We start from the raw sequence: 26,316 nt of genomic DNA on the forward strand, positions 1-26,316 counted from the left end.
CCCTCCAATGAATGAATTGTTGTTGTATTTGAAAGGGACTGCGACCGTTTGGCCTATTTAATCCCTGAGTATACGAATGCTTTGACGATGTGACGTGAACAGAATGCGTAAACGAGCAGAATAGGAACAACCAGCACAACGTTACCGGCCATGATAATATGCCAGTTGCTGATTCCCTCCGTCTCCCGCAGCATGGCGATTCCTAGCGTTAGCGGCCGGATCGCCTCAGAGTTCGTCATAACGAGCGGCCAGAAATACTCGTTCCAATGACTGACGAAGCTGAACAAGGCAATGGTCGCCAGCGCTGGCCCTGCCATGGGAAGCATGATTCTCCAAATCACCTTGATTTCCCCGGCATTATCCAATCTAGCCGCTTCAATAATCTCTTCCGGAATCTGCATGAAATATTGGCGCAGTAAGAAAATCCCGAACGCATTGGACATAAACGGGATGATCTGTGGCCATAACGTATGGATCAGCCCAAAGTCGGCCATCAACAGATATACCGGGATAAAGGTGATTTGTCCTGGAATCATGAACGCGAGGAGGACGAAACCAAACAGAACGCTTTTCCCACGAAAACGGTATTTAGCAAAGGCATACGCGGCTGGAATCATCACCGCAAACTGCAGCACGATGATGGACACCGTAATAACGACCGAGTTTCTCGCATACATCAAGAACGGCCCCGCGCTCATTGCTTCTACAAAGTTGTTCCACTGTGGGATTGCTGGAATCCAGGTCGGCGGAAAGGCCAGCGTCTCCCGAAACGTCTGCAGCGAGGTAGAGATCATCCATAGGAATGGAAAAATAAATACCATGACGACCGCTGCTTTCAGCAATACGCCCAACACCGAGGCCAGGCTTCTCCAATCAAATATTTTCACAAGCGGGCTCCCTTTCCTCATTGATAATGAACCTTCTTAGCCAGCAGTCTGAAATAGATCAGAGTCAGCACGCCGATGATCGCCATCAGAACCGTCCCGGTCGCTGCCGAATAACCGATGTTGGTCGTCCGGAATCCGTAGATATAATAAACCAGCGTATTGGTCGCATTGTTGGGGCCGCCCCCGGTCATGATTTTGACCGTATCAAACACTTTGAAGGACCCAATCGTCATAATGACCAGGATGAAAAATAACTGCGGCGAAATCATAGGCAGCGTAATCTTGGTAAACACCTTGAACCTGCTCGCGTTATCGAGCGCAGCCGCTTCGTATATGCTGGGTGGTACGCTCTGCAGCGCTGCTACAATAATGAGCGTGTAGTAGCCGATATTTTGCCATACCGAAACGATAATGACGGATAAGAGCGCCGTCTTGGAGCTTTGCAGCCAATCGGAAGCGGGCAGTCCAAAGGATTCCAACATAAAATTGAGCAGCCCCTGTTCAGGGTCCATCAACCACAGCCAAACCAGCGATATGGAGACGATAGAAACGATATGCGGCGTGAAAATCCCGGCCTGCACCAGGGAGTTAATGCGGCTTTTTTTGTTCAGCCAAACCGCGATGATCAGGGATAGCCCAACCGTTAGCGTGACGACGCCGGCGGTGTAAATGGCGGTATTCCCTAATGCTTTGTAAAAATCGCCCCGCGTTAAAATTTGCTGAAAGTTATCCCAGCCGATAAACTTGCTTTTGGCTTTGTTCATCAGGTTATATTTGTAGAAACTCAGATAGACGAGATACAGGACAGGGTAAATGACAAACAAACCGATGCCCGCCATTGCAGGCGCTATCAACACATAAGGCCGGAGCCGCTCCCACAATGGTCGTTTATCCATGGCTTTTCCCCTTCAGCGCCTCCAAATAACCAGCAATGCCTGGATCGTTAGCGGGGATACGCAACTCATCGGCTCCAAAGAAATGCAGCTTGGAGGCCTCAACGCCAAGTACGACCTCTTGATCGACGTGATACGCGTCTTCGGGGGATTTCACCATAAAGGACAAGTCTCTCGATCTAACTTGGTAGATCGTTTCGGCTCCTAGCATCTCGCGGGTGACGATGGTCCCTTGAAGGGAATAGTGCGGCGTTAGCCCCGAATGTTCCCGTGCAGCCGTTGCTGCCGACAAACCGGCGTTCTCGGGCCGGAATCCGAATTTCACGCCGTCCACGCCAAGATCGCCGATGTTCATGGACGGAACGCCGATAAACTGCGCCGTAAACAAATTGCTCGGCTGATGGTAGATCTCATGCGGCGGTGCCTCCTGCTGGATTTCCCCCTGATTCATCAGCACGATCGTATCGGCCATCGACATGGCTTCCACTTGGTCGTGCGTTACGTACACGAAGGTCGTGCCCAGCTTCTTATGTAGTTCGATCAGTTCAATGCGCATTTGCACCCGCAGCTTGGCATCGAGATTGGACAACGGTTCGTCCATGAGAAAAACGGACGGCTTCTTGACCATCGCCCGGGCCAAGGCAACGCGCTGTCGCTGTCCGCCGGACAAAGCGGATGGCTTTCGGTCCAAATAGTCTAGCAGGCCAACGGTTTCGCTAATGCTTTCCACGAGTTGTACCCGCTCCGCCTTGGGAATCTTGTTGTTTCTCAGACCAAACTCAATATTTTCCCGCACCGACATCGTGGGATAAATCGCATAGTTTTGAAATACCATCGCCACGCCGCGCTGGCCTGGTGGTATGCGAGAAACGTCCTTGCCGTCGATCAGCACCTGTCCGGAGGTTTGCGGGCCCAGCCCTGCGATCATGCGCAGCAGCGTGGTTTTGCCGCAGCCGGACGGGCCAACGAGCACGGTAAACGCTCCATCCTCAATCGTCAAATTGAGATTCTGGATGACTGCATTTTTCTCAAAAGCTTTGCTTACGTTCACAAATTGTATGGATGCCAAGTGCCATCCCCCTTATCCAAATTGTTGATGTGTATAGAAGTGAGCAGATAATGCGCAATTTCCGCTTCTTTTTGCTCACTTGAGCTTATCTCGATTGTAAGGATCATTCGTTTGGGGAGTATAAGACCAAATTCAAGGGGATGTAAATATGATCTTGGTGGCTTTGGCGGATTCGTAGAATGAAGAAATAAGCCCTCACTTAATAGGAAGGAAGATGACTGCCGGTAACGGAATGCCTCGTGAGAACTCCAGTAAATTCCCTGAATCGTCGAAAAATATAGCCGTACTTCCCCCGGAATCCCCCCTTGTTTGTTAACACGCAGAAAATATTTATTCGTTAGAATCAAGGGGAGTATCCCTATGAAAATCAAATCAGTTATTTGAAGAATTGCGCATTTTTGCGCATTTGATCTTGAGGAAGGAAGATGGAGCTTGCTGGCTGTGGATAGAAAACGACGCATTGTGGAGTATGTCAGACAGTACCGGACCGCTACGGTAGCGATGCTGGCTGCGGAATTTAACGTGCATAGCGCGACCATTCGCAGGGATTTGGCGGAGATCGAGCAGGAGGGCGCGCTGAGAAGAACGCACGGGGGCGTCATTATGGAGCAATGGACGCACGACGAGCCCTCTTTTCAAGAACGAAGAAATCAACATCTGGAGGAGAAAATCCGCATCGGCCGTCATGCAGCATCATTGGTAGAAGACGGAGAGAACATTATCATTGATTCCGGGACAACCACGCTGCACATCGCGACCCATCTCGTCAATCGCTCCAATGTCACGGTCATCACGAACGATATGAACGTAGCTGTCGAGCTGCGGGATGCGCCGGGGGTTAAGGTCATCCTCACGGGAGGAGAGTTGTATCCGTCAAGCTACATGCTCAACGGGATGTTCACGGATCATGTACTACAGTCCTTACATGTGGAGAAGGCGTTTATCGGAACGCCGGCGTTGCATCCCCAGCACGGTCTGATGCATCCTGAAGCGCTGTTGGTACCTGCCAAGCAGAGAATGATCAAGGCAGCCGGTGAAATTGTCGTCGTCTGCGACCATACGAAGATCGGTAAGCTCTCCCTGCATACCGTCGCCCCTAATAGTTCCATTCATACCTTGATTACGGGGAATGAGGCTACGGATTTCGACGTCAAGCCGTTTCAGGAGCGAGGGATCACCGTTCTCCAAGTGTAAACCGGGTATGCGTTAGGAAACCTGAGGAGCCGCCAAGAGACACCAAAACCGGGCTCCAAAGAGGAGACCCGGTTTCGCTCAAGCTATATTCGGCAGTCCGCGCAGCGGCAAATCGGCAAGCGAGACCGGCCTGTCTATCCCTTCACTCGAAACTTGCCCAACACCTGCTGGAGCTCGTCCGAAACCGCTGAAAGCGAGGCGCATGCGGCGTTGATGTCTGCGATGGCCGCCAGTTGACTCGCCGAAGCGCTGCTCACTTCCTGCGCGGCAGCGCCCGAGCTTTGGGCGATATCCGCGATGACGTGGACGGAAGCCGTGACTTCCTCAATCCCGGCGGACATTTGTTGGGCTGTCGCGGCGAGCTGCTCGATTTGGTCGGCGATTTGGCCGTTCGAAGCGGAGATATCCGCAAAGCTGCGATCCGTTTCCTGCGTTAACGCAAGGCCCGACTCGACCTCTCCGATCACAAGGTCCATCGCTTCCAGCGACTGTTTGATGTCCGTATCGATCTGCGACATGACCTCGACAATTCGTTCCGATGAAGCCTCCGACTGCTCAGCCAGCTTGCGGACCTCGGAGGCGACGACAGCGAAGCCGCGCCCTTCCTCGCCGGCACGAGCCGCCTCGATCGACGCATTGAGCGCGAGCAGATTCGTCTGCTGGGAAATCCCGCGGATCGCCTCTACCATCAAGGCAATTTCCTGCGATTTGTCGTTCAGCAGACGGACCAGCGAACTGCTGGCCTGAACAGAACGGTCGATCGATTCCATCTGTTCGACCGTCCTGCGAACTTGCTCGCCGCCGTCAACCGCCTGCTGTCTGGACTGCCCCGCCAGCTCGGCGGCTTCGGAGGCATGCTCGGCGATATGCTGGACGCCGATCGCAATCTCCTCCATAGCGCGGGCATTCTCCGCCGTGCTCATCGTCTGGCTCTCCGCCCCTGCGGCAACCTGCTCGATCGAGGCCGCGATCCGAGCCGAGCCATCGTTGGTTTGCTCCGCGATCGTCAGCAGCCTCCGGGCAGCTTCAGTCACTTTGTCCGAGGCGAGCAGCCCTTGCTGCACCAGCTGCTGCAGATTTGCACCCATCTGGTTGTACCCGGCGCTCAGCAACCCGATCTCGTCCCGCGAATCATCGCGGATAGTCGCCGTAAAATCACCGGCACCGGCTTGTTCCATCGCTTTGGCCAACCGGCTAAGCCGTTTTTTCATGCCACGCATATATCCCAAGATCAACGCGATAGAGATGACGAGCGCCCCCGCAAAAACAACGGCAAAACGCTGAATAAATGTTCCGCGGATGGTATCCATTAAGTGCTGCGACGCCCCCACGTACAAGATGCCGATAACCTCGCCGCTCTTCGATTGGATCGGCTGATACGCAGCCTGATACGTTTGGCCGACCACCACCGCTTCCCCGTAGTAGCTGCTGCCACCCTTGAGGACGACATCGGCCACTTTATCGGACACCTTCGTACCCACGGCCCGTTCTCCATCCACCATCACGTTGGTCGACACGCGCGTATCCCCTTGGAAAATCGTCACCGTGTCCTCCGTTAATCCCCCGATTTCATCCACGATTTCGAAATTCCCGCTAATCACGGTTTCGCCTTTGTAGAACCGGTCTCCCTCAATGCGCCAAGCACCGGGGTACTTGCTGTCCAGATAGCGGTTGACCAGCTCCAAATCGCTTCGCGCTTTGGCCGTAGCGAACGTCTTAATGCCGCTCTCCATTTGTTTAACCGCTACATAGCCGATTGTTCCTGACACGACCACTAAAATGCCGACCACAATCAGATTAATTTTTGTCCCGATGCTTCGAATACGCATAGTTTTCGCCTCCTTACAACTTTCACTAAATCATAAGGGGTCCCGTAGGTTTTGTGTAGAAAAGGAAAGCCCAGCGCCCCCAGTATTTAGGGGCCTGGGCCATATTTATTTTCCGCTAACTAATCGATGTATCCGGCGAGTCCATGCTCCGTCAAATAATCCATTTCCAAATCGAGGATGGTTTCCACCGTCAATTCGTCGAGCTTCACGTCGCTCCGGCTCAGGACATAATCCACCAATTCGTCCCCGTCGATCTCTACCTCGCCATCGGCATTTTGCTGGGCTTGATTGATGAAATCCGCTTCATGCTTGAGCACCAAGCGAATGCTGTCCAGACTCGATTTCGACCGGTCGGCGATAAACTGGACCAGCTCCTGTTCATTGATTTGATCGCTCACAATCGTTCACTCCTGCCATATTGGGTTCAATTTGTTTCCTAGTCTGTCTCGTAGATGTAAATTTTAGTACGGTACATATCTCGGCAGGTGACGACCTCCGTCGGCTGCCAACCCGGTAGGGCAAAACACACACTGATCACCCGCGCCCCCGGGGTTAACCGCGCTCGAAGCAAGGGATCCAGCCGCCGCATCGCTTCAGGGTACAGGTAACAGATGACCGTACCCGCAGTTTCGTAAGGGAACTTGTATAAGTCTCCTCGCAAAAATTGCACCTGAGAGTAAGCCCCCATCCGCAAGGCCAATCGAGAAAACAACCAGGGAACCATTGAGTTCTCGATCCCAACGATTCGTAGGCGGGGATCAGCCCCGGCGATGGCCAGAGCCAAGGTTCCCCAACCTGCTCCCGCTTCGACGATAGGGCAGACAGGAACGAGCGGAGCCGCCCTATTAGGGGCGGCAGTACGTTCCAACCGCATAAGCTCCCGAACGACCGTCCGCCGGACGGCGGCAGATGCAGGCATCGGCGAAATCCCGTTTCTCCAGCTCCAATAGACGATCATCGCGGCCGCAACTAGCAGGAAGATTAGCAAGACGGCGGTCAGGATCGGGGTAGCGAAAGCGGGCATGGGGACATCTCCTCGTGGTGATCTGGATCCTCTTATTGTAACAGACCCTGTCGCTGCGCTCCATGAGGGACGCCAGGAGTGACATGGATCGGTGAATAATATCCGATAGGTGCCTGACCCGAACGACATTCCCAAACGGTTCACCGGATGAATTTCTGATAATTTATAGCCCGGACACGCCGTTGACAATCTTCCAGTTCCCGTCGCAGGCAGCCCGAATCGTCCCGTGCCGCTCGAGGAACTCCGCCACCAGATCCGCCATATCGGCCTGGATCTCCCTAACCACCGGCTTGCCCCGGTACATGTCATAATCGCCGCCCCCGCCGGCGCGGTAATTGTTCATAACGACATCGACCTCCGTCTCGTCTTGCAGCGGCGCCCCGTTCCGGATCAACTTCACGACCCGCTGCCCTACGGGTTTGGCGACGTCCAGCTCGTATTCAATCCCTTCCCACATATCATAATTGTAATGCTGCGCCTTAGGTTCGAGATAAATCGGATTAACCGTGATTACGCCATCCTCTCCCAATACAAAATAGTTTGCTGTCTGCTCCAGCGCCTCTCGGATGTCCCGCCCGGCCAGACGCAGGACGGTCAACGTGTTCGGGTACATAAAGTTCGTCAGCACATCCCGCAGCGTAATCCTGCCGGCAAACCCCTTGGATTGTTCGCTCAGCAAAGCTGCATTGGAGACGTCCACGCCGGCCGCCTCCATCTGCACCTGATTGACGAATTCCATAAACGGATTGTCCGCCAAGCGGCAAGCGAACGGACTCTCGATCGTCATATCCCCGTCAACAAGACCGATTGGCTGGTCCAGCCACGCTTGCGTGGCCGATTCCATTGGCCGCACCAGCTCCAGCACCTCGGGTTCGGCCGCCACGGCGGCATCGGGAACGAGCAGCTCGGCCGTTTTCTCGCGGACGGCCCATCGGCCGTCGGCCCCGCGCTGGAAACAGACGGTGATTTTGCCTAAAGCTTTTCCCCCCGTCCCCGGCTGGATCACCGTCACCCCACCAACCTCGCCTGCGATCATCCGATGCTGATGGCCTGTAATCAACACGTCGACGCCCGGAACCTCTAGGCACATCGCATAACCTTGATTTTCGCCGGTCAGCCGTTCCGTCGCTGCTCCTGTCGCCAACTCTCGCTCGAAACCGCCGTGGTAACTGACCACCATCAAATCCGGCCGCTCTTCCTCCCGAATGCGGGGAACCCAGGTCTTCACCGTATCCAGCGCGTCTCGAAACGCCCAGCCCGCAATGTGCCGAGGATGCTCCCAATGCGGAATGTAATGGGTCGTGACGCCCAAGATGGCGATTTTGACCCCCTCAGGGGTTGTCTTTACAATATACGGCTTGCCAAACGCCGGCTCTCTCTCATCTCCCGCATTCACAATCCCCGCCGACAGCCACGGAAACCGCGAGTCTTTCATGACCTTGCGCAACAGCTCCTGCCCATAATTAAATTCGTGATTGCCCGGCACCGCTGCATCATAATTCAGCAGATTCATGGCCGCGATCGACGGATGAACGCCATCCAAATTTTCTTTGACGTGTAAGGTGCATAGCGGGGTGCCCTGAATGATATCTCCGTTGTCGACCAGCAGCAGGCTGGGCGTCTGCTCGCGTTCGCGCCGAATGAGCGTAGCCAGCTTAGCCAGACCGATTGGACGTTCCTCGGACGTGCGGTAATCCGTCGGATAGATGAAGCCATGTACGTCGCTCGTGATCAAAATTTTGCAGACTGCTTCCTCCCTAACCTTATCCATGTCATCCACCTCTGATTTCATCTTATTGCTTTCCATTCTAGCAACGAATATCGCAAGTTTTGTAAACTCCTGAAAATTAGGATTTTACAAACTTCAACTTCACCTCTGACGGCAGGTTAATAAAACTCTTTTATAGTAATCACGTAATCCAAAAATGAGATTAAGTGGAGGTCATACGCTTGAACAAGATTGCCAAGTTTGTTTTGCCTTTATTCTTGACGTTTTCCGTCATCCTGAGTGCTTGCGGAAACAACGCTCCAGTTAACACCAGCGGGAACGCATCGGCCGAATCCGGCCAAACCAATGCTACCGCTGCAAACGCAGGTACTAACGCAGCTACCGATGCTGCGGAAACCCCTGCCGAAACCGGCTACGTACCAGAAACGCTGACCGTACAATTCGTGCCTTCGCAAAATGCCGATACGCTTGAAGCGAAAGCGAAGCCGCTGGAAAAATTGCTGTCCGACCGCTTAGGTATTCCCGTGAAGGTCAGCGTGTCGACCGACTACAATACGATTATCGAAGCCATGGCTTCCAAGCAAGTAGACGTTGGCTTCCTGCCTCCAACGGCCTATGTGTTGGCAAAGGAGAAAGGCGCAGCTGAGGTTATTTTGCAGGCGCAGCGCTTTGGGGTGCAAGATGATACCGGCGCACCTACGGATCAATTGGTTGATTTCTACAAATCGATGATCATCGTGAAGAAGGATTCCGACATCAAATCCGTCGAGGACCTGAAAGGCAAAAAAATCGCCTACCAAAACGTAACGTCTTCCGCGGGCTATGTATGGCCGGCCGCCAAGCTCCAAGAAGCTGGCTTAGATCCGCTGTCTGACGTAGAACCAATCACGGTGAAAGGTCATGACCAAGGCGTCATCGCGGTTCTTAATGGCGATGTAGACGCTGCTGCCATCTTCCAAGATGCCCGTAACACCGTGGTTAAGGATTATCCGAAGGTATTCGAGGATACTCGCGTACTGACATACACAGAGCCGATTCCAAACGATACGATCTCCGTTCGTTCCGACATGAACGCGGAGTGGGTTCAGAAGCTGAAGGATGCCTTCATCGAGATTGGCAAGGATACGGAAGGCCATCAAATCATTGCGGATATCTACACGCATGAAGGTTATGTTGAATCAAACGACAGCGTGTTCGACATCGTCCGCGAATATAACGAGAAAGTCAAAACGGAATAGGCTTTGAACGAAATTTGACGAATAACCCCCTGCAAGCCAGTCGAAGCGCCCTGCGCTCCCGGCTGGCTGTGCGTTTTTCCAGAATATTTTTCTCAAAAGGAGTCCTAACGTGATAGAACTGCGCAATGTATCCAAAACGTACCCGAATGGCACCAAAGGGCTGGACCAAATCAACCTGAAGATTGAGCCCGGTGAATTCGTGGCCATCGTTGGTTTGTCCGGCGCTGGCAAATCGACGTTGCTGCGGTCCATGAACCGGCTGCACGATATCTCCGAAGGCGATATCCGGATCGACGGCAAGTCGATCACGCAAGCCTCCGGCAAATCGCTGCGGATGATTCGCCGCGACATCGGCATGATCTTCCAAAGCTTCAATCTCGTGAAGCGTTCCTCCGTGCTGCGCAACGTACTCGCCGGTCGGGTCGGCTACCATTCCACGCTGCGCACCCTGTTCGGCCGATTCCCGGAGGCCGACGTGGAGCTGGCCTTCCAGGCGCTGGAGCGCGTGAACATCGTGGAAAAAGCGTACGCTCGGGCCGACCAACTCTCCGGCGGACAGCAGCAGCGCGTAGCGATTGCCCGCGTACTCGCACAGGAGGCAAAAATTATCCTCGCGGACGAGCCGGTGGCATCGCTAGACCCTCTGACAACCAAGCAGGTCATGGATGATTTGAAGCGCATTAACGTCGAGCTTGGCATTACGACGATTGTGAACCTGCATTTCATCGATCTGGCGCGCAGTTATGCCACCCGGATCATCGGGCTCCGCGCGGGTCAAGTAGTCTTCGACGGCCCCGTATCGGAGGCAACCGACGAGCGATTCGCGCAGATCTACGGCCGCGCCATCGACCAGGATGAGCTGTTGGCTACCCGACTCCCGGGACCACGGGTGCTGGAGGCGCAGGCTTGATGAACTTGAACCCGAATTCACATCGAGGTGCCAAACCCAATGCCAATGTTAACGCCGCCGGTCAAGGCAATTTGCACCGGAATCGCCCTCAAGCTCCCGGCAAGCTGAAGCAATATTTGACCGCCGTGATCATTCTGCTCCTGCTGTGGGGCAGCTCCGTGGACACGGAGGCCTCGCTGGGCAAGCTGATCCAAGGCTCGCCGAACATGCTTGACCTGCTGCGGGAGATGTTCCCGCCGAAGTGGAGCTACTTCGACAACATCGTCCCGGCGATGCTGGAGACGATCCGCATGGCGTTGATCGGCACGACCTTCGGCGCGATTCTCGCCGTACCGGTGGCGCTGCTTTGCGCCTCCAACCTTAGCAGCAGCGCCTGGATTTACCAGCCCGTCCGCTTCCTGCTGAATCTCGTGCGGACGATTCCGGACCTGCTGCTGGCGGCGATCTTCGTTGCCATCTTTGGACTCGGTCCGCTACCCGGCATGATGGCGCTGACGGTGTTCTCGTTCGGCTTGATCGCCAAACTAACCTACGAAGCGCTGGAGACGATCGACCGCGGACCGCTGGAGGCGATGACGTCCGTCGGGGCCACCTCGGTTCAGCGCATCATCTTTGGCGTCGTACCGCAAATTCAGGCCCACTTCATTTCCTACGTGTTGTACACGTTCGAAATTAACGTGCGCGCCGCGGCGGTGCTGGGTCTGGTTGGGGCCGGCGGGATCGGCCATTACTATGAAGTTACCTTGGGTTTCCTGGAGTATGACAAGACGTGCATGATCATTTTGTTCACGCTCGCGGTTGTACTACTGATCGACTATGCAAGCACCAAATTGCGGGAGAAATTATTATGACGACAAATGCTACGACTTTACGGCACAAAGTACAGAAGCCCAAAAAGAACCGTTATCGCTGGCTAATCTATCTGCTGCTCCTTCTCTTATATATATGGGCGTTTGCCGGCATCCCGTTTGACGGAATCAAGGAAACGGCCGGCCAAATTACGAAATCGATCCTCTCGGGGTTGTTCTCGCCCGATTGGGATTACGTTTATTTGCCGGACGGCGAGGATTTGCTGCGGGGACTGCTCGAGACGTTGACCATCTCGATTCTGGGCACCTTCGTATCCACACTGGTCTGCCTGCCGTTCGCCTTCTGGGCGGCAGCCAATCGGAGTAAGCCCCGTTTCGTCTCCGGTTCGGGCAAAATGCTGCTCAGCTTTATCCGCACCTTCCCGGAGATCGTGATGGCGCTGCTGTTTATCAAGGCTGTAGGGCCAAACGCCTTTGCCGGTGTGCTGGCGCTGGGGCTGCATTCGGTTGGGATGCTGGGCAAGCTGTTTGCCGATGAGATCGAGAACATGGATCACGGCCCAACCGAAGCGCTTGTCGCTGCGGGGGCGAGCCGCCTGCAAATTCTGTGGTTTGCCGTGCTGCCCCAGGTGCTTCCGGGCTTTCTGTCCTACACGCTTTACCGCTTCGAGATCAACTTGCGTTCCGCCACGATCCTCGGCGTGATCGGCGCCGGCGGTATCGGTACTCCGCTGATCTTCGCCCTCAGCTCGCGGGATTGGGATCGCGTCGGCATCATCCTGCTCGGTATTATCGTGATGATCACCCTCGTGGATTGGATATCCGGTTTCCTACGGAAAAAGCTCGTTTAACCCCGCTGCTCCACCAACACGCGGCGTATTTTATATGATTTTTCGAATACATTACGGCGAATCATCGCCAAATGGCTCATTGTATATGAAATTTCGAATAGAATGAGCCACTTTGGCCCTAAGGCAGCCCATTCTATATGATTTTTCATATAGAATGGGCCTTTTCCACCCTCCGCTGAGCAAATGTATATGATTTTTCGAATATATTACGGCGAATCATCGCTAAATGGCTCATTGTATATGAAATTTCGAATAGAATGAGCTACTTTGGCCCTAAGCGACCCATTCTATATGATTTTTCATATAGAATGGGCCTTTTCCTCCCTCAGAGGAGCAAATGTATATGAAATTTCGAATATATTCATAGCACCTAGCACTCAAACCAAATCCGGGCTCAATACCGAGCCCACATACTCATAAGAAGTAACGCGGCCGGAAGCCCCTTTCGCTATTGCGCGGAGCTTGCCCTTTTCCACGAGGATGCGGCAGTACTTAATGACCGTCATTGTGTGCAGCTCCAGCTCCCTCGCCACCTCCGTTGGGCGAAGTATCCGTTGATGGCGAATGGCGGCACGCAACAGATCTCTTTCCATCTTGGTATAGGTTCGTACAGACCTCCCCTGAACGATAGACAAGTAAGGTGACAGAATACTCCGCAAGGATGAGAGAATAAACGTGGAGTTCTCCTTCAACTCATCCAATGCTATGTAGTAGATCAGACAGTCCTGGGATTGCAGAAACAACCCCCGGTTCAAATCCATTCGATATTTGGTCCGATCTGTACCGTGGGAGCCATAGTCCATAATCTCGAATACAATCCGCGCACCTCCAACCACCCATAGAAAATCGACAAAATAGGATCTCCCCCGCCAATCCTTCACTTCATATTCCGGATGAAATCCGTCAAAGTGCCCCACCAGCGGCCACCATATCAGCTCGACGAACAACTGATTCCCGTACCCATGTCCTCGCCGAAGCGCATCCAGACGCTCACCGGCTCTTCGTTTCATATGCTCCTGAATCCACGTATCGTGCTCCCTTTGAAACCCCATGTTACAACTCCCTCCACAATTTCATAGTGAAAAACAAAAAGCCCCGCTCCTCTCCATCCTGGAAAGGAAGCGGGGCAGGCTTTGCCTCACGTAAGTTGCTTATGATACTCCTAGTGTGACACATGAGAAAAGTTAGCGCAATAGGAACCTGTGCGGCCGTCCATTACACCGCATTGTTCTTCCGCATTGTGCCGGGTTATGCCGCATTACGCCGCATTACGCTGCATTACGCTGCATTGTGCCGCGTTATGCCACAATATCCCGCGCTCCACTTACACCCCAAGCAGCTCGCGAATTTGCCCTTCGATGCTCTCGGGTTCGTCCGTCGGACCGAAGCGTTTGACCACCTTGCCTTCCTGATCTACGAGGAACTTCGTAAAGTTCCATTTGATCAGCCGGGAGCCAAGCAGGCCGGGCGCTTCCTTCGTCAGGTGTTTGAACAGCGGATGAGCGGTTTTCCCATTCACATCAATCTTCGAAAATAACGGGAACGACACGCCGAAATTCAGTTCGCAAGCTTGCGCTACTTCCTCGTCCGTCCCCAGCTCCTGGTTCGCGAATTGGCTTGAGGGGAAGCCCAACACGGAAAATCCTTGGTCCTTGTATGTGTCGTGCAGCTTCTGCAACCCTTTAAATTGCGGTGCAAACCCGCATTTGGTCGCCGTATTCACAATCAGCATCACCTGACCGCGGTAGGGCTCCAACGTTTGCACTTGGCCTTGAATCGTTTTGACTTCAATATCGAATAATGACATTCACGGCACCTCCAGCACCTTTTTAAATTAAGTGTAATTTAATTGTATACAATCTTTATCGGAGTGTCAATTTCGATTCACTTGCTATCGCTAGACTTCCTCCCCCACATCCCAGGCCACTTTACGTGAAAAGGAAAGCAATGCTATAATAGCTCAACAGCAAAATAAATTGCATACAATTAATTGGCAGGTGGATATAGATGAACACGGAAGAATTGATGAAACTGGATAATCAGCTTTGCTTTGCTTTCTATACGTGCTCCCGGGAGATCATGAAATTGTACCGGCCTCTGCTGGCCGAGTTCGGATTGACCTACACGCAGTACATCACGCTGCTCGCGTTATGGGAGCGGGACGGTGTCACCGTCAAGGAGCTGGGCGCCATGCTATACCTAGACTCCGGCACATTAACTCCGTTGCTCAAGAAACTGGAGCAGATGAACCTGGTCACCCGGACGCGAGACAAAGCGGACGAGCGCAGCGTCATCATCGAACTAACTCACGAAGGCAAAGCCCTGAAGGACAAAGCCTGCACCGTACCGATGCGGCTGTTTGCCGGAACCGGTGCCGAGGTAGAGGATATCACCGCCATGCATCGGCAGATCAACGAATTCATGCACAAAATCGGCGGCGGCAGCTCTACCCAGCCTGAACAGCCTGAATAACCCCTCCCTAAATCCTCCATAATAGGGAAGAAGCACGGAGTAATCAATGGAGGAGAATCAGCATGCTGGATAATCTCGAGAGTAACTATAACTGCGCCAACGCAGGCGAGGACTTACACCGACTAAAGCAAGAACTAGCCTCGATGCGGGGGATGGGCCAGGCCGATCCGGAAACGCAGGAGCAAATCAACCGGCTTGAGAACCAAATCGCGTTTATCATGAACAAATGTGACATCAACCATTAAGAGGAAAGGCACCCGTTTATGCCGCTAGACAAGCGCGCAGGAAGCGGGTGTTTTTTTGTCCGGAGGATAGATAGGGGCCCGAAAGTGTGTTACGATTTGGCTGTTCGGCGCTTATTCACTTTAGGACATCAGGAGGATATGCCTTGAAATCGCCATCTCAACCTGGAGCGGAGACGACGGAAGTCCGCGCCGCCCGTTCCGCTTTTGCCAAACGAAATTATGTTTTCCAATTGTTAACCGTCTTTATCGGATTCTTTATCTTCGGCTTCTCGGAAAATATTAAAGGACCCGCCATCCCGCGCATCCAAACCGACTTCGGGATCGATGAGATGCAGATTGGCACGCTCCTGTCGCTTAACTCGCTGGGGTACCTGCTGGCTTGTTCCTTTACGGCTTACCTGACCCGCAAATGGGGCGCCAAAACGGTGACGATGCTTGCGTTCGGCTCCATGGCCGCGTCCGGCGTTCTGATCTTCGCTTCGCGCAGCTTTCCGGCGTTGTCGGGTTCCTATTTCCTGATGTACATCGGCAACGGGATGCTTGAAATCGCGCTGGCTATTCTGGCCGCCCGCATCTTCGTCGGCAACACCGGCACGATGATGAACCTGTCCCATTTCTTCTATGGGCTGAGTTCCACGGTAGCGCCGATGATCGCCTCAGGGCTCATGACCGTCTCGATCGGCGGGCATGTGCTCGATTGGCGCGGCATGTACCTGATCATGTTATCCCTCTCCGTCATCCCGATGATCCCAACGCTGCTTAGTCGGTTTCCGGGCGAAGAAGAACACGGTGGCGAGCGGGTTCCGTTCACACGGCTGATGCGCGACCCGGCCATCTGGTTGATCGTCCTGGTGCTCTCCTTTGGCGTTGTATCCGAGATGGCCGTTGGCGGCTGGCTGGTCAACTTCCTGGAGAAGGCCTACCACTGGAACACTACCAACGCTTCCGGCATGCTGTCCGCCTTCTTCTTGTGCTTTACGTTCGCGCGGCTGGCGCTGGGACCCATCACGGATAAAATCGGCTTCACGCTCTCGCTGATTTTGTTCTCCGCCTTCTCGGGGATTTGCACCTTGATCGCCATAGCGGTCGGCGAATCCGGGGCCTTTCTGTTCGCGGCGGCCGGCATCGGCATCGCCCCGATCTACCCGACGGTCATGGCGCTGATCGCCAAGAAATACCGCTCCTCCAGCGATTCCGCCATCACCTTCATTGTTACGCTGATGGGGGTTGGCAGCGTCATCGGCAACTATTTGATCGGCGCGATCACCGACGGGATCAAAGAGCTGGTTGCCGGCGGTGCCGACACCGGACTGGGCTTGCTGCGCGGCCTGCAAGCCGGTTACGCCTTCATTGGCGTGTGCGCCTTGTTATGTGCGGTATGCAGCGTCATTTTGTACGGCTATCTGCGCAAACGCAACGAACTGCTGTAACGGAGCCGCGCTCGCACATCACCAGGCCCTACGCAAAAATCCCCCGTATCCGCCAAGCGATATCCGTCGGCGAAATACGGGGGTTTCTTTTAATTTTGAGAATCTATACTTATAGTCGATTCCCGGATCATTAATTCCCCGGGGAATATTTTGTGCGTAACGTCTCAGCGCCTCAGTTTGCGGCTTAAGACGATAAGCCGGCTATCCGCCGATACGTAGCGTCATCGGCTACGACGTAGAGCCGTGCCTCTGGGGGAATCGGTTGATTCAGCTTGCGGTTGATGCCCAAATCGCCACGGTCTGCCAGCAAGGTTGCCCCCTGCCCCAGCAGGGCTTCAAAGGCTTCTCCATACGTGTGCCACCCGTGCTGCACGGGGATTTCGTAAATATCGTCGCCGTATTGACGGCTGAGCAGTTGGCGAATCACCTCAGAGTTGCCTTCCTGCAGCGCGGAGCGAACCGCCAATCGCGAGATGGCGTCGTGAGACAATACAAATTCATTCACTTGAACGTGGCGGAAATTCTGGATATGTTTTTCCTGCATGATTTCTACGGTTGTATGTACCTGCGGCGCCAATCGTTCAATGCTGGAAGCAATCAACAGAGACTTGCCGTCAATCAGCGAATATTCCTCAATCCGCGCATCCGCAAAAATGATGGCGGCCTTCGCCTTGTCGATGCCGGCTTTCATCAAGATTTCGTCCGAAGCCGGATCCCCGCTGACGAAATGGACTTGGTGCATCGACTCCAGCGGATGTCGATCCATCTCGTCGATGATCACGATGCGGCACTTGGGAGAATAACACAGGATTTCCTCCACCGCCGAGTGCGCTTTTTTGCTCCAATTGATCAGAATGATCTGGTCTTCGCCTCGAAAGTTCAAAGCCCCCGCTCCTCTCTGCCGTTGAAGGGTTCCGATGGAATCGATGACCTTCCCGATCACCAAGCTCAGCAGCCCAATTCCGAAAATGTACAAAAACATCGTAAATACTTTACCCTGGACGGTCTCCGCAAAATAATCGCCATAACCCACCGTGGCCATGGTGGTCATCACCCAATATAGCGCGTTAAACCAATTACCGAAAGTTGCGGGCTCCAGGCCGTAAGCCACCGTTGCGCTTAGCGTAACAAATAACAGGATAATCAGTCCGATTGACGTTTTGCGTAAACGCATCAAGCGCGTCGTGATTTTGAGTAAAAAGTGCATGTGACTGCCCCTTTTTCAAATTCATGGTTCAAAAAGTCAGGTTATCAGCACCGAAGCTTAAGCTTCCGATGTGCGTTTTTTCAAAACGCTTTAGGTTGGATGAATCTAGGGACTGAGTAGCGCAGCGTAGGTGTGCCTACGTGAGCAACTGAAATGGTTCCGCAGGAAACATGCTTCGGAAGCGTATGCTTGGCCCGGGTGAATTCAAGATTCGACGCCGAACCTACTTCCTGCATGAGCTTCGTGATGGGAAGATGACTTTTTGAACTACCTCTGACTAGATGATCAGGCTGCTGACGGCGAACGCCATACCAATAAACACTAAGCAGAGCAAAGTGCCTACCGCGACATTCCCCTTCTTCAGCTGGTCAGAGATATTAAATCCCGGCGTCACCAACTCAAAGATCCAGTAAGACGCCACGAGGCACACGTAACCGACAGCGAACCACAGAATCATATGCAAGATGGAGGTGTTCGTGAAGGCGGACACCCCCAGAATGATGGCCGTGCCCAGGAATTTGCCGCCCAGCGCGAGGGCTACGGCGACATTCCCTTTCTTGAGCTCTTCCATATCGCGGTACGGGGTCATCCAATTGAAGACCACCATCCCCAGCAGTTGCAGCAAAATCATCACAACGACACTAACTACAATATTCACTACGATCGTCACTTCGCCCACCCCCGAAATTTCGCAAATGCCAAATCATAATCGGCAAAATCATGCACTTCCTCCAGCACGACCGTTGCCGTCTTCGCTTTCTCCAACGCAGTGTATCGCGTATCGTCGATCGGCTGCTTGATCCGGTTCCCGGTCGGCAGCTCCAAGACGGCGAAATTCCGCGTTTTGCCTTGGTACTCCGTTTTGTACACGCCAACCAGATCGACATCGGTCGTGACCGACACCTTCAGCTCGGCCAGATCCTTCTCGGCGGACGCCTGATCCGGATAAGACTTCAACGTCGTCCAGGAGGACAAGCGTACCTCGTTCTTCTGGTTCTCGTCCGTGGTCATCTCGGCATCCATGAATTGCAGGATCCAGATTTTGTCCCCGGTGGCGTAATTGTTGTCATTGGGCAGCAAGTCGTTATCGGGCAAAATCGTCATGTCGCTGCCCACCAGATCGCCGACCGTCGCTTCCACGATTTTATAATCCCAAGGTACTCGGGCGGTCGCTAATTCCGACTCCGAACCGGTATCGGTGGAGAAGACGCTGGTCGCATTGCCGCAGGCTCCGAGTACCGTCACGGACAACACCAACATCAGCGTAACGAGGAATCGCCGTGCCCAAGGCTGCTTCGAATATTGCATTTATTTCACTCCTAACGCGATAAAATGACTGGTATTGCCGGTAATCGGTCCGCCGGCCCGCCCCAGCAGGCCGCAAGGGGTCCCGTTCAGGACGAACATCCCGGTCAGCAAATGGCGCTCGCCAACGATCGTGTCGATTCGCGCCAAATCGGCTCTTTTTTGATATACCGTAGGGAACAACACGCTGCTGTCAAAGCCCTCTTGATCCTCCAGCTCCAGCCTGCCCTCCTCATCGAAGAGGCGCACCGAACCGCCTTCGCGACCAAACATTGATTTGGACACGAAATCACCGGAGAAGACCGGCTTGTTGTAGGTCGGCAGCACGTATTTGGCAATGGCCTGGCGTTCGTCTTCATCAAAGAGCAAACCCAGCTCGTAAAGCCCCCAGACCGCGGCAAGCAATCCTTTGGATTGCAGCAAAATACTATGCGGCCCATTGAAAATGGTCAGACGACCGGTTTCAATGGCATAGCTCAGCGCTTCGCCGGCATCGTCCACCGCCATCCATTCCTTCGGATATAACGCAAACATTCGCTCAATGATACGCCCATCCTTATTCTTCAGCGTTCCCTCGTCAACCCAAAGCTCCAAGCAATCTTCATAGTGGAGATCCAGTCCGCTGTGACGTCCTAATGCCTCGATTGTGCCGGAATCCTCGAGATGCCAGCCGTAATCGACGCAGGCAGCGGTATCCGGCCGCTCAAGCGCCCAAGCTTCGGCCACCAGGTCCTTCATCCGCGTATTGGGCGAGGCGTACCCCGCCTGCTCCATCAGCCACGGGGTGGCGATCGAAGCTTCGACATAACCGGTCGGCGTATCGGCGTTCAGCTCCAGCAGCTTGATGGTGCCGTCGTTCGCCACGGCAAAATCAAAACGCGCGTAGCGGCTGATCATGCCCGGCTCCGGCAACGGGAACTGATCGAGCATCGTCCAGAGGATCGGCGGGATGCCGATCAGCTCATACAAATCAGGCCGGCGATGAACATAGCGCACGGCCTTATCGAGAATGCGCCATAGAGCCGTGGCGGCCTGTTCCAGCTCCTCGTAGATCGCCTTCGGCATCAACACCAGCTGGTCGATCCAGTACTCCTCTTCCTCGAGATCCGCCCAGGTGAACCCCAGCTCGGCTAACTTCGCGACCCGCTCGCTCCGGTCGGGATGCGGCAGGCCCATGATTTCGAAAATGCCGTTTCCGTCCGTCATCCGCCGAAAGACCCCTTACTGGTCCCGCTGGATCTCGATCCGGAAAAGGAGCTCTTGGAGGATTTGGACGACGAACTCGAAGACGACGAGCCCAGCGAGCTCGATTTCCCGCCGATGCCCCCAGCCTTCGATGAAGTGGAACGCCGAACGATTGAGCCGGTGGATGAGGTCGAGGTTTTGGGTCGAACGACCGAACCGGACATCGGTTTATTTTGGAACGTCTCGCTGGAATACGATTTCGGTTTATACGGCGTCGACGAACCTGCATAGTAACCACGATGGTTGTCGTACCAACGGCCAGAAGAATAGCTGGATCCGTTGTTGAACAGCAGGTGGTACAACAGCATATCGTCCCAACCGAAACCGCCGCCGTAATGGTTGATGACGGTGGTGCCCCCCGAGCCGTCCGAGCTGCTCGAACTGCCCGAGCCGCCGGAACCGGAAGCCCCCTCGGCGCCCTCTCCATCCTCCTCCAACGGAAGTGGGATGTTCCAGTCCACATTCTTGTCGAAGTACTGTTTCACTTCTTCCGTCGACCAGGCGACCAGCTTCGGTTCATCCGCCGACGAACCGTTCCCCGAGGCCGTTGCTCCGGCACCCGGAATCAGGAAAGCGTTAGCCAGCAGCGCGATGCCAAGCGACGTCGACAAGACGCGGATGGGCTTGCCTTCCGGAGTAAAAAACTTCGATGCGAACGGTTCTTTCACCGGGGCTGCCTCTTTCGCAGCGACCGTATCCGTTCGTGTTACTTCGTCTTCTTTTGCCAAGACCGATTCCCTCCTTACGAAAAAAACCTCTTATTCATGCACGATCGGAACGAGCAGCAGCTCCAGCTTGCCCTCGTCGACGTTGAGTCGGCCTTCCACGGTTTCAAACTCCCGGTTGCCGACGACCAGGTAGTTCACATGCTCCAACGCGGCCACCATATTCGCGCTCCAAACGCGCTCTTCCAATTCCCGCAGCTCGCCATCCGGCAGCTTTTCGTACAACTTGACGCTCAAGCCGTTGTCCAATGCATTTCACCCTTTCCATGTACACACTAAGTAATGTTACGCATCGGTTCCCGCATAGTTTCATCCTTTGTGCAGGGAGAAAGAGGGAATGAGCGGGGAAGCGGGATGCCTCTAGCATAAGGAACGCCATGAGTTTCCCAAACAAGTCGTCCATCTTTAAATTTGGCAAACCCTTCCACAATCCTCCCATCAGCTTACGTCCGTTGCATAGGAAAAGCAATGACAAAATGCGCGGGAAGCTCTTTGCGCGGCGGGCGTATTCACTCTCGATTGGTCCTCCACGCTGGACGGACCCGGCAGCTGGCACTATACTGGACCTAAGACGAAGCACGTCCCGTACCACTCCGGTTTGGATGATCATCCATGGCGGGCACCCTAACCTTTAGGTTAATGGCGCTCCCAAGCGATTGAGGACCAAACTTTAAGGAGCCAATGCGGGGCGTTTTACTTTAATTAGGGAAGGTGGAGGAGGATGAGTTCGATGCGTTTTGAGGAAAATTATGCGGTGTTTCTGAAGTCCCATTTGGCACAGAGATCAGGGGAACGACGAGGACGTTTGGAGCGTGGACATGCCCATGCGGAGTCCCAGTTCCTGCGAAATGTCTGGTGGCCGCTGCACGGTGACTTCGAGGGCCTCCATCCGGAGTACGAGGTCAGCGATTGGCGGGGGCGGTCGTATTTTGCCGATTTCGCCTGGCTGCCGGGGGACGGCGAGTTGAAGTTGCTGTTCGAGATTAAAGGCTACGCCGCGCACGTTCGCGACATGGACCGGCAAAAGTACTGCCATGAGCTCAATCGCGAAACCTTCCTGCACGCCATGGGTTACCAGGTGATCTCCTTCGCCTACGACGACGTGGAGCAGCGCCCGGAACTTTGCATCAACCTGCTGCGCATGGTGTTCAGCCGTTACCACCCGGAGCGCGCCCCCGTGTCGCGCGGCCTGCTGGCGGAGAGGGAGCTCATCCGACTCGCCGTGCAGCTCGCGCGGCCGATTCGGCCGGTGGATGTTGAAAGACATTTTGAGTTGAATCATAAAACAGCAGTCCTTATGCTGCAGAAGGTTACCGCTAAGGGGTGGTTGAGGCCGGTTCACCGTGGGAAAGGAGAACGCATTGTAAGCTATGAGCTGGTTCGGGGCGTGATGGACTATTTGTGATGGGGACGGGGTTGGATTTAGCGGGATTTGAGGTAGGCGGGGGTGTTGGAATAAATTAACGGTAAAAACTGCTGTTAATTTAGGAGGTCAGCATAGATTTGTCCAGATTAACGGTAAAACCTAATGTTAATTAGGTCAAAATGGCGGCATGGTGAGAAACATACAAAATTAACGGTAGGTTTTACATGTAATTTGTTATCTTAGATCGAACTTTAGATATTAACAGTAGATTTTGGAGGTAAATTAGTTTAACAACCGTCAGCGGAGAGAGAGGACCTTCCACACAAAAAAGAGGCGGAAACCCGCCCCCTTCTTTGAGTTCTGCTCGTTACACCAAGAACATCGCAACCACGGTGGTTACGGCGAGGCCGATGAGCACCGGCTTCAGGTTGCGGCGGGCGAGCTCGAACGGGCTCACGCCGCAGATGGCGGCGGCCGGGATGAGCGCCCACGGGATCAGCGTGCCGCCGCCGACCCAGATGGCGGCGACCTGCCCCAGCGCCGTCAATACGGCCGTGCCGGAGCCGATGGCGGTGCCAAACAGCTGGGCGATCGAGCCGGCCAGCGAAATGCCCGAGAAGCCGGAGCCGTCCAGGCCGGTGATCGCTCCTGTGACGGCGAGGGTCACGGCGCCGACGATGCCGTTCAGCGGAACGACGTCGGCCAGGGCCACGCCGAGGTCGTTCACGATCCCGTGCGACGTTTCGGGGAGTACCTGCCCGAACAGCTCCTTAAACGCCGCGTCGCCAAGATAGAAGAACGCGGCGATCGGAATCACGGGGCCAAACACCTTAAAGCCGAAGGTCAACCCTTCAATCAGGTACGTGGTGACCTTCTCCAGGCCCCGGTTCCGGTGAGCCAGCAGCGTCACGCCGATGAGGATCAACACCGCCGTGCCGCCAACCAGCGCCGTCGCATCGCCACCCTGCAAATCCAGCAGGAACATGGCGACGACATCGACGGCGAAGAGCAATGGAATCAGGATGGCCAGCCATTTTTTGGCCCGGGAAGAGATGGCTGCGCGATCCTCTTTGCTCGCTGGATGATCCTCGCCAAGCACGCCGCCCGTGCCCTTCCCGGCGACCAAGCCGTCACGCCACGTCCCGTTCCGCTGATCGCGGCGCATCAGCCAAAAGGCGGTCACCGTGCTGACCAAGCCCATGACAAGAACCAGGGGCACACTGGCCGTCATGACGCTGCTCACCGGCAGGCCCGCGGCATCCGCCGTCAACTTCGGCGCTCCTTGAATAATATAGTCCCCGGACAAGGCAATGCCGTGCCCGAACAAGTTCATCGCCACCGCCGCCCCCAGTGCCGGCAGCCCCACGCGAATAGCCACGGGCAGCAGGACGGCCCCGATCAGCGCAACGGCAGGCGAAGGCCAGAAGAACAAAGAAGTCACCATCATAATGATCCCAATGCCCCAATAAGCCATCGTTGGCGTTCGGATGAACCGCGTCAAGGGCGAAACCATCGTCTCATTGATGCCCGTACGAATCAGCACCCGGCTCATGGCCACGATAATCGAGATAATCATGATCGTACCCATTAACTCTTTGGTTGCGTAGATAAACGAGTTGAAGATCCCTGACACCGATCCGCTGAGCGTTTCCGTCGCCAGCAGCCCCAGTGTAAAAATCCCCACCACGCAAATCATAGTCGTGTCGCGCCGCTTGATCAGCAATGCCATAATCAAGACGATAAACGCCAGGTATACATAATGAATCGCCGACAATTCTATCCCTATCATGGAGTCACGCCCCTATTCCTGCAAATGTGCTATATGCTATGCAGGAGCCCAAGCAAGGGTTCGGCCCATGACGTGGCGGAAGTCTCGTCTTCTAAACTAAATTATAGTCGCGGATTTTTTTATAGAGCGTCCCACGGGAAATGCCCAGCAGTTTGGCTGCGTTGCTCTTATTGCCCGACGTTCGCTCCAGTGCCTCCTTCATAAGTTCCATCTCTTCTTCGGGGGTGATCCGCGGACGCAGCATCTTGTCCAGCCGATCCGTTTGCTCCGTCTTGGTCGTGGCGGAACCGTCCGCGGTACCAACAAACATCGTATCCGCGTTTCCCGTCGCCGCGTACTCCAGCTGCGCTTGCCGCCGCTGCAGTACCTCCGGCAAATGCTCCAAAGTAATTTGCTCATTGTCGCTTAAGATCACGCAACGCTCGATCACCGCCCGCAGCTCGCTCACGTTCCCCGGCCAGTCGTAATTCGCGAACGCCAACATCACCTCTGGCGAAACGGTCGGCAGCGCTTTCTGATATTGAAGCGAAAAAACGCGCAGATACATTTGCACGAGCGCGCCCAGATCCTCCCTCCGCTCGCGTAGCGGGGGCACCTTCAACGACACCACGTTCAGCGCGTAATACAAATCGGTCCGGAATTTGCCCTCCCGCACAAGCTGCTCCAGATCCTGACTGGTGCCCGCGAAGATCCGCACCGAGACCGGCACCACTTCCGAAGCTCCAATTCGCGTCACCTTATGCCGCTTGATGTATTGAGCCAGCTTCTCCTGCACGTCCGGCGGCAAGCATTCAATTTCATTCAGGAAAATAGAGCCCCCATCCGCAGATTCCAGTCGGCCGGCTTGCCCCGATGGCTGTCCCGAGAAGGCGCCGCCCTGATAGCCGAACAGCTCAGCTTCGGCTAGGCCCGCCGGCACGGCCCCGCAGCTTAGAGACAAGAAGGGTCCCTCCGCCCGCGCGCCAGCCCGATGGATGACTTTCGCCAACTGTTCCTTGCCCGCCCCGGTCTCCCCGATCAAGAGCACGGCGGAGTCGTTCTCCGCTAGCTTCTTGGCCAGCTTGATCACCTTGCCCATACTCTCTCCGCGACCGCTGATCAAGGCGAACGGATCCTCATCATGGGCCCGCTGGGTTAACAGACGGGATGCCGCAACCGTCAGCTCGTCGTTCAACTTCACGAGATGCGTGATGTCCTGCTCGGTCGCCACGCCCCCGATAATTCCGCCGCCCGGCTTTACGATCGGCGACGCATTAATCAGCACATGCGTGCCTTCCCGCGGACGGTGGTAAGCCCCGCGCAGCCGACGGCCCTCGTCCAATATGCTTAACACGACCAGCGCGTCCGGATCAAAATGCTCGCCGATCGTGCGGCCAACGATGTCCCTCTTGGCGATGCCGTACACCTCCTCCGCCACCGCGTTCCAGCTGATCACCGTCCCGTTCCGGTCGACCACGGTCACCGCATCGCTCACCGTCTCCAGCAGTGCATCGAAATACGCCTCTGCTCGCTGCTGCCGGTCTGCCGCCAGCTTCAGCAGGTCCACCAGCGGGAGATAACCGATCGGCTCCAACTCGTCATTTACGACCAACGCGGGTCGCCCACTCGCATCAGCACCATACCACCGTGACGCCAGTTCATTGACCGGGAGAGCCAGGTCCGACTCCCGAAACACAGTCGAAACGGCGAATCTCGTTCTGTCAAGCCGCAGACCTTCGCCGATACTCCCCCCGCCAAAAGCTTCAAGCAGCCCGGCGTCATCCGGCGTCAACAAATAGGGGATCCGGCCCAACTCAACGGTCGACGCCTGGCCGCCTTGCAGCGCCGCCAGCAGCACACTCATCTTCTCGTCCGGCTCGAAACGGGTCAGCTCCCGCCGGAACCATATTCGTTCATGATTGAACATAATTACCTCGCACGTTGTGAAATTTTACTTGTAAATCTAACACGAAAGCAGGCGGGGTTCAATATTCCAACCCTAAAGATACATACAAATTTATTATGAAAGTGTTCAATAATGAACATATTTGCGATACTTAAAAACTTTTTTGTTCATTTTTTCAATTTATATTGTTCAAAAATCTAAAATATTGTATATT

Annotated in this window: 26 protein-coding genes; 9 read left to right on the forward strand and 17 right to left on the reverse strand. The window is 54.7% G+C overall.

What is annotated here, in order from left to right; all coding sequences use genetic code 11:
- Positions 1-53: 53 nt before the first annotated feature.
- The 3 genes from KJS42_RS06220 to KJS42_RS06230 all read right to left on the reverse strand — a co-directional run bounded on the left by KJS42_RS06220 (position 54) and on the right by KJS42_RS06230 (position 2,849).
- Positions 54-821, reverse strand: coding sequence for a carbohydrate ABC transporter permease (locus KJS42_RS06220; protein WP_418888780.1), 768 nt, complete (start codon positions 819-821; stop codon positions 54-56).
- Between the two features lie 83 nt (positions 822-904).
- Positions 905-1,783: a carbohydrate ABC transporter permease gene (locus tag KJS42_RS06225; protein ID WP_155604791.1), complete on the reverse strand. Its 879-nt coding sequence runs from the start codon at positions 1,781-1,783 to the stop codon at positions 905-907.
- On the reverse strand, positions 1,776-2,849 hold the full coding sequence (locus tag KJS42_RS06230; protein WP_213622324.1) for an ABC transporter ATP-binding protein: 1,074 nt from the start codon (positions 2,847-2,849) through the stop codon (positions 1,776-1,778). The genes KJS42_RS06225 and KJS42_RS06230 overlap by 8 nt, the downstream gene beginning before the upstream one ends.
- A gap of 432 nt (positions 2,850-3,281) precedes the next feature.
- Between KJS42_RS06230 and KJS42_RS06235 the strand changes: the two genes are divergently transcribed.
- A complete protein-coding gene (locus KJS42_RS06235) occupies positions 3,282-4,043 on the forward strand; it encodes a DeoR/GlpR family DNA-binding transcription regulator (protein ID WP_213622325.1) in 762 nt (253 codons plus the stop codon).
- A 134-nt stretch (positions 4,044-4,177) separates the two neighbouring features.
- Here the strand turns inward: KJS42_RS06235 and KJS42_RS06240 are convergent, their stop codons facing one another.
- The 4 genes from KJS42_RS06240 to KJS42_RS06255 form a co-directional block, all read right to left on the reverse strand.
- A complete protein-coding gene (locus tag KJS42_RS06240; protein ID WP_213622326.1) occupies positions 4,178-5,872 on the reverse strand; it encodes a methyl-accepting chemotaxis protein in 1,695 nt (564 codons plus the stop codon).
- A 119-nt stretch (positions 5,873-5,991) separates the two neighbouring features.
- Positions 5,992-6,270 carry a hypothetical protein gene (locus KJS42_RS06245; RefSeq protein ID WP_193416981.1) on the reverse strand — a complete coding sequence of 93 codons (279 nt, stop codon included), beginning with the start codon at positions 6,268-6,270 and terminating at the stop codon, positions 5,992-5,994.
- A gap of 38 nt (positions 6,271-6,308) precedes the next feature.
- The gene (locus KJS42_RS06250) at positions 6,309-6,896 is read right to left on the reverse strand and encodes a class I SAM-dependent methyltransferase (protein ID WP_213622327.1); all 588 of its coding nucleotides are present in this window, start codon (positions 6,894-6,896) and stop codon (positions 6,309-6,311) included.
- 163 nt (positions 6,897-7,059) lie between these two features.
- Positions 7,060-8,667, reverse strand: a complete 1,608-nt coding sequence (locus KJS42_RS06255) for a bifunctional metallophosphatase/5'-nucleotidase (protein WP_244868396.1) — start codon at positions 8,665-8,667, stop codon at positions 7,060-7,062.
- A gap of 179 nt (positions 8,668-8,846) precedes the next feature.
- Between KJS42_RS06255 and KJS42_RS06260 the strand changes: the two genes are divergently transcribed.
- From KJS42_RS06260 to phnE (KJS42_RS06275), 4 genes are all read left to right on the forward strand, one after another.
- A complete protein-coding gene (locus tag KJS42_RS06260) occupies positions 8,847-9,863 on the forward strand; it encodes a phosphate/phosphite/phosphonate ABC transporter substrate-binding protein (protein WP_213622329.1) in 1,017 nt (338 codons plus the stop codon).
- Positions 9,864-9,972: 109 nt separating this feature from the next.
- Positions 9,973-10,773, forward strand: a complete 801-nt coding sequence (gene phnC, locus KJS42_RS06265; protein WP_193416977.1) for a phosphonate ABC transporter ATP-binding protein — start codon at positions 9,973-9,975, stop codon at positions 10,771-10,773.
- A complete protein-coding gene (gene phnE / locus KJS42_RS06270) occupies positions 10,773-11,624 on the forward strand; it encodes a phosphonate ABC transporter, permease protein PhnE (RefSeq protein ID WP_244868397.1) in 852 nt (283 codons plus the stop codon). Before phnC ends, phnE (KJS42_RS06270) begins: the two co-directional genes overlap by 1 nt.
- Positions 11,621-12,433 (forward strand): phosphonate ABC transporter, permease protein PhnE, encoded by an 813-nt coding sequence (phnE, locus tag KJS42_RS06275; RefSeq protein ID WP_155604784.1) that lies wholly within the window; start codon positions 11,621-11,623, stop codon positions 12,431-12,433. Before phnE (KJS42_RS06270) ends, phnE (KJS42_RS06275) begins: the two co-directional genes overlap by 4 nt.
- A gap of 377 nt (positions 12,434-12,810) precedes the next feature.
- Here phnE (KJS42_RS06275) and KJS42_RS06280 read toward each other — a convergent pair whose 3' ends face one another.
- Both KJS42_RS06280 and KJS42_RS06285 read right to left on the reverse strand, forming a co-directional pair.
- Positions 12,811-13,485: a hypothetical protein gene (locus tag KJS42_RS06280; protein WP_213622330.1), complete on the reverse strand. Its 675-nt coding sequence runs from the start codon at positions 13,483-13,485 to the stop codon at positions 12,811-12,813.
- A gap of 272 nt (positions 13,486-13,757) precedes the next feature.
- Positions 13,758-14,240, reverse strand: coding sequence for a glutathione peroxidase (locus KJS42_RS06285; RefSeq protein ID WP_213622331.1), 483 nt, complete (start codon positions 14,238-14,240; stop codon positions 13,758-13,760).
- A gap of 200 nt (positions 14,241-14,440) precedes the next feature.
- On the opposite strand from KJS42_RS06285, the gene KJS42_RS06290 reads away from it, so the two are divergent.
- The 3 genes from KJS42_RS06290 to KJS42_RS06300 all read left to right on the forward strand — a co-directional run bounded on the left by KJS42_RS06290 (position 14,441) and on the right by KJS42_RS06300 (position 16,580).
- Positions 14,441-14,905: a MarR family winged helix-turn-helix transcriptional regulator gene (locus tag KJS42_RS06290; protein WP_155604781.1), complete on the forward strand. Its 465-nt coding sequence runs from the start codon at positions 14,441-14,443 to the stop codon at positions 14,903-14,905.
- A gap of 62 nt (positions 14,906-14,967) precedes the next feature.
- Positions 14,968-15,150, forward strand: coding sequence for a DUF2524 domain-containing protein (locus KJS42_RS06295; protein ID WP_155604780.1), 183 nt, complete (start codon positions 14,968-14,970; stop codon positions 15,148-15,150).
- A 230-nt stretch (positions 15,151-15,380) separates the two neighbouring features.
- Positions 15,381-16,580, forward strand: coding sequence for an MFS transporter (locus KJS42_RS06300; protein WP_244868413.1), 1,200 nt, complete (start codon positions 15,381-15,383; stop codon positions 16,578-16,580).
- A 184-nt stretch (positions 16,581-16,764) separates the two neighbouring features.
- Here the strand turns inward: KJS42_RS06300 and KJS42_RS06305 are convergent, their stop codons facing one another.
- The 6 genes from KJS42_RS06305 to KJS42_RS06330 all read right to left on the reverse strand — a co-directional run bounded on the left by KJS42_RS06305 (position 16,765) and on the right by KJS42_RS06330 (position 21,311).
- Positions 16,765-17,787 carry a potassium channel family protein gene (locus KJS42_RS06305; RefSeq protein ID WP_193416971.1) on the reverse strand — a complete coding sequence of 341 codons (1,023 nt, stop codon included), beginning with the start codon at positions 17,785-17,787 and terminating at the stop codon, positions 16,765-16,767.
- A 277-nt stretch (positions 17,788-18,064) separates the two neighbouring features.
- Positions 18,065-18,457, reverse strand: a complete 393-nt coding sequence (locus tag KJS42_RS06310) for a DUF350 domain-containing protein (protein ID WP_193416970.1) — start codon at positions 18,455-18,457, stop codon at positions 18,065-18,067.
- Positions 18,454-19,095 (reverse strand): hypothetical protein, encoded by a 642-nt coding sequence (locus KJS42_RS06315; protein ID WP_213622333.1) that lies wholly within the window; start codon positions 19,093-19,095, stop codon positions 18,454-18,456. Before KJS42_RS06315 ends, KJS42_RS06310 begins: the two co-directional genes overlap by 4 nt.
- Positions 19,096-20,298, reverse strand: coding sequence for a glutathionylspermidine synthase family protein (locus tag KJS42_RS06320; RefSeq protein WP_213622334.1), 1,203 nt, complete (start codon positions 20,296-20,298; stop codon positions 19,096-19,098).
- Positions 20,295-21,005, reverse strand: coding sequence for a hypothetical protein (locus tag KJS42_RS06325; RefSeq protein ID WP_193417142.1), 711 nt, complete (start codon positions 21,003-21,005; stop codon positions 20,295-20,297). Before KJS42_RS06325 ends, KJS42_RS06320 begins: the two co-directional genes overlap by 4 nt.
- 90 nt (positions 21,006-21,095) lie before the next feature.
- On the reverse strand, positions 21,096-21,311 hold the full coding sequence (locus tag KJS42_RS06330) for a hypothetical protein (RefSeq protein WP_155604771.1): 216 nt from the start codon (positions 21,309-21,311) through the stop codon (positions 21,096-21,098).
- Between the two features lie 481 nt (positions 21,312-21,792).
- Here KJS42_RS06330 and KJS42_RS06335 point away from each other — a divergent pair, with 481 nt between their 5' ends.
- A complete protein-coding gene (locus tag KJS42_RS06335; RefSeq protein ID WP_213622335.1) occupies positions 21,793-22,467 on the forward strand; it encodes a PDDEXK family nuclease in 675 nt (224 codons plus the stop codon).
- A gap of 328 nt (positions 22,468-22,795) precedes the next feature.
- Here KJS42_RS06335 and KJS42_RS06340 read toward each other — a convergent pair whose 3' ends face one another.
- Both KJS42_RS06340 and KJS42_RS06345 read right to left on the reverse strand, forming a co-directional pair.
- Entirely contained in the window at positions 22,796-24,214 is a 1,419-nt protein-coding gene (locus tag KJS42_RS06340; protein ID WP_193417141.1) for a hypothetical protein, read from the reverse strand.
- A 94-nt stretch (positions 24,215-24,308) separates the two neighbouring features.
- Positions 24,309-26,123, reverse strand: a complete 1,815-nt coding sequence (locus tag KJS42_RS06345) for a sigma-54 interaction domain-containing protein (RefSeq protein WP_213622336.1) — start codon at positions 26,121-26,123, stop codon at positions 24,309-24,311.
- Positions 26,124-26,316 lie beyond the last annotated feature (193 nt).

It is taken from the genome of Paenibacillus sp. J53TS2 (genome assembly GCF_018403305.1).
Lineage (GTDB): Bacteria > Bacillota > Bacilli > Paenibacillales > Paenibacillaceae > Fontibacillus > Fontibacillus rhizolycopersici.

Bases quoted from the DNA above. Each gene is read 5' to 3' on its own strand.
- KJS42_RS06220 (WP_418888780.1), bottom strand. From the start codon at position 821: ATGGTATTTATTTTTCCATTCCTATGGATGATCTCTACCTCGCTGCAG.
- KJS42_RS06225 (WP_155604791.1), bottom strand. From the start codon at position 1,783: ATGGATAAACGACCATTGTGGGAGCGGCTCCGGCCTTATGTGTTGATA.
- KJS42_RS06240 (WP_213622326.1), bottom strand. From the start codon at position 5,872: ATGCGTATTCGAAGCATCGGGACAAAAATTAATCTGATTGTGGTCGGC.
- KJS42_RS06250 (WP_213622327.1), bottom strand. From the start codon at position 6,896: ATGCCCGCTTTCGCTACCCCGATCCTGACCGCCGTCTTGCTAATCTTC.
- KJS42_RS06255 (WP_244868396.1), bottom strand. From the start codon at position 8,667: ATGGATAAGGTTAGGGAGGAAGCAGTCTGCAAAATTTTGATCACGAGC.
- phnE (WP_244868397.1), top strand. From the start codon at position 10,773: ATGAACTTGAACCCGAATTCACATCGAGGTGCCAAACCCAATGCCAAT.
- phnE (WP_155604784.1), top strand. From the start codon at position 11,621: ATGACGACAAATGCTACGACTTTACGGCACAAAGTACAGAAGCCCAAA.
- KJS42_RS06280 (WP_213622330.1), bottom strand. From the start codon at position 13,485: ATGGGGTTTCAAAGGGAGCACGATACGTGGATTCAGGAGCATATGAAA.
- KJS42_RS06285 (WP_213622331.1), bottom strand. From the start codon at position 14,240: ATGTCATTATTCGATATTGAAGTCAAAACGATTCAAGGCCAAGTGCAA.
- KJS42_RS06290 (WP_155604781.1), top strand. From the start codon at position 14,441: ATGAACACGGAAGAATTGATGAAACTGGATAATCAGCTTTGCTTTGCT.
- KJS42_RS06295 (WP_155604780.1), top strand. From the start codon at position 14,968: ATGCTGGATAATCTCGAGAGTAACTATAACTGCGCCAACGCAGGCGAG.
- KJS42_RS06305 (WP_193416971.1), bottom strand. From the start codon at position 17,787: ATGCACTTTTTACTCAAAATCACGACGCGCTTGATGCGTTTACGCAAA.
- KJS42_RS06315 (WP_213622333.1), bottom strand. From the start codon at position 19,095: ATGCAATATTCGAAGCAGCCTTGGGCACGGCGATTCCTCGTTACGCTG.
- KJS42_RS06320 (WP_213622334.1), bottom strand. From the start codon at position 20,298: ATGACGGACGGAAACGGCATTTTCGAAATCATGGGCCTGCCGCATCCC.
- KJS42_RS06335 (WP_213622335.1), top strand. From the start codon at position 21,793: ATGCGTTTTGAGGAAAATTATGCGGTGTTTCTGAAGTCCCATTTGGCA.
- KJS42_RS06345 (WP_213622336.1), bottom strand. From the start codon at position 26,123: ATGTTCAATCATGAACGAATATGGTTCCGGCGGGAGCTGACCCGTTTC.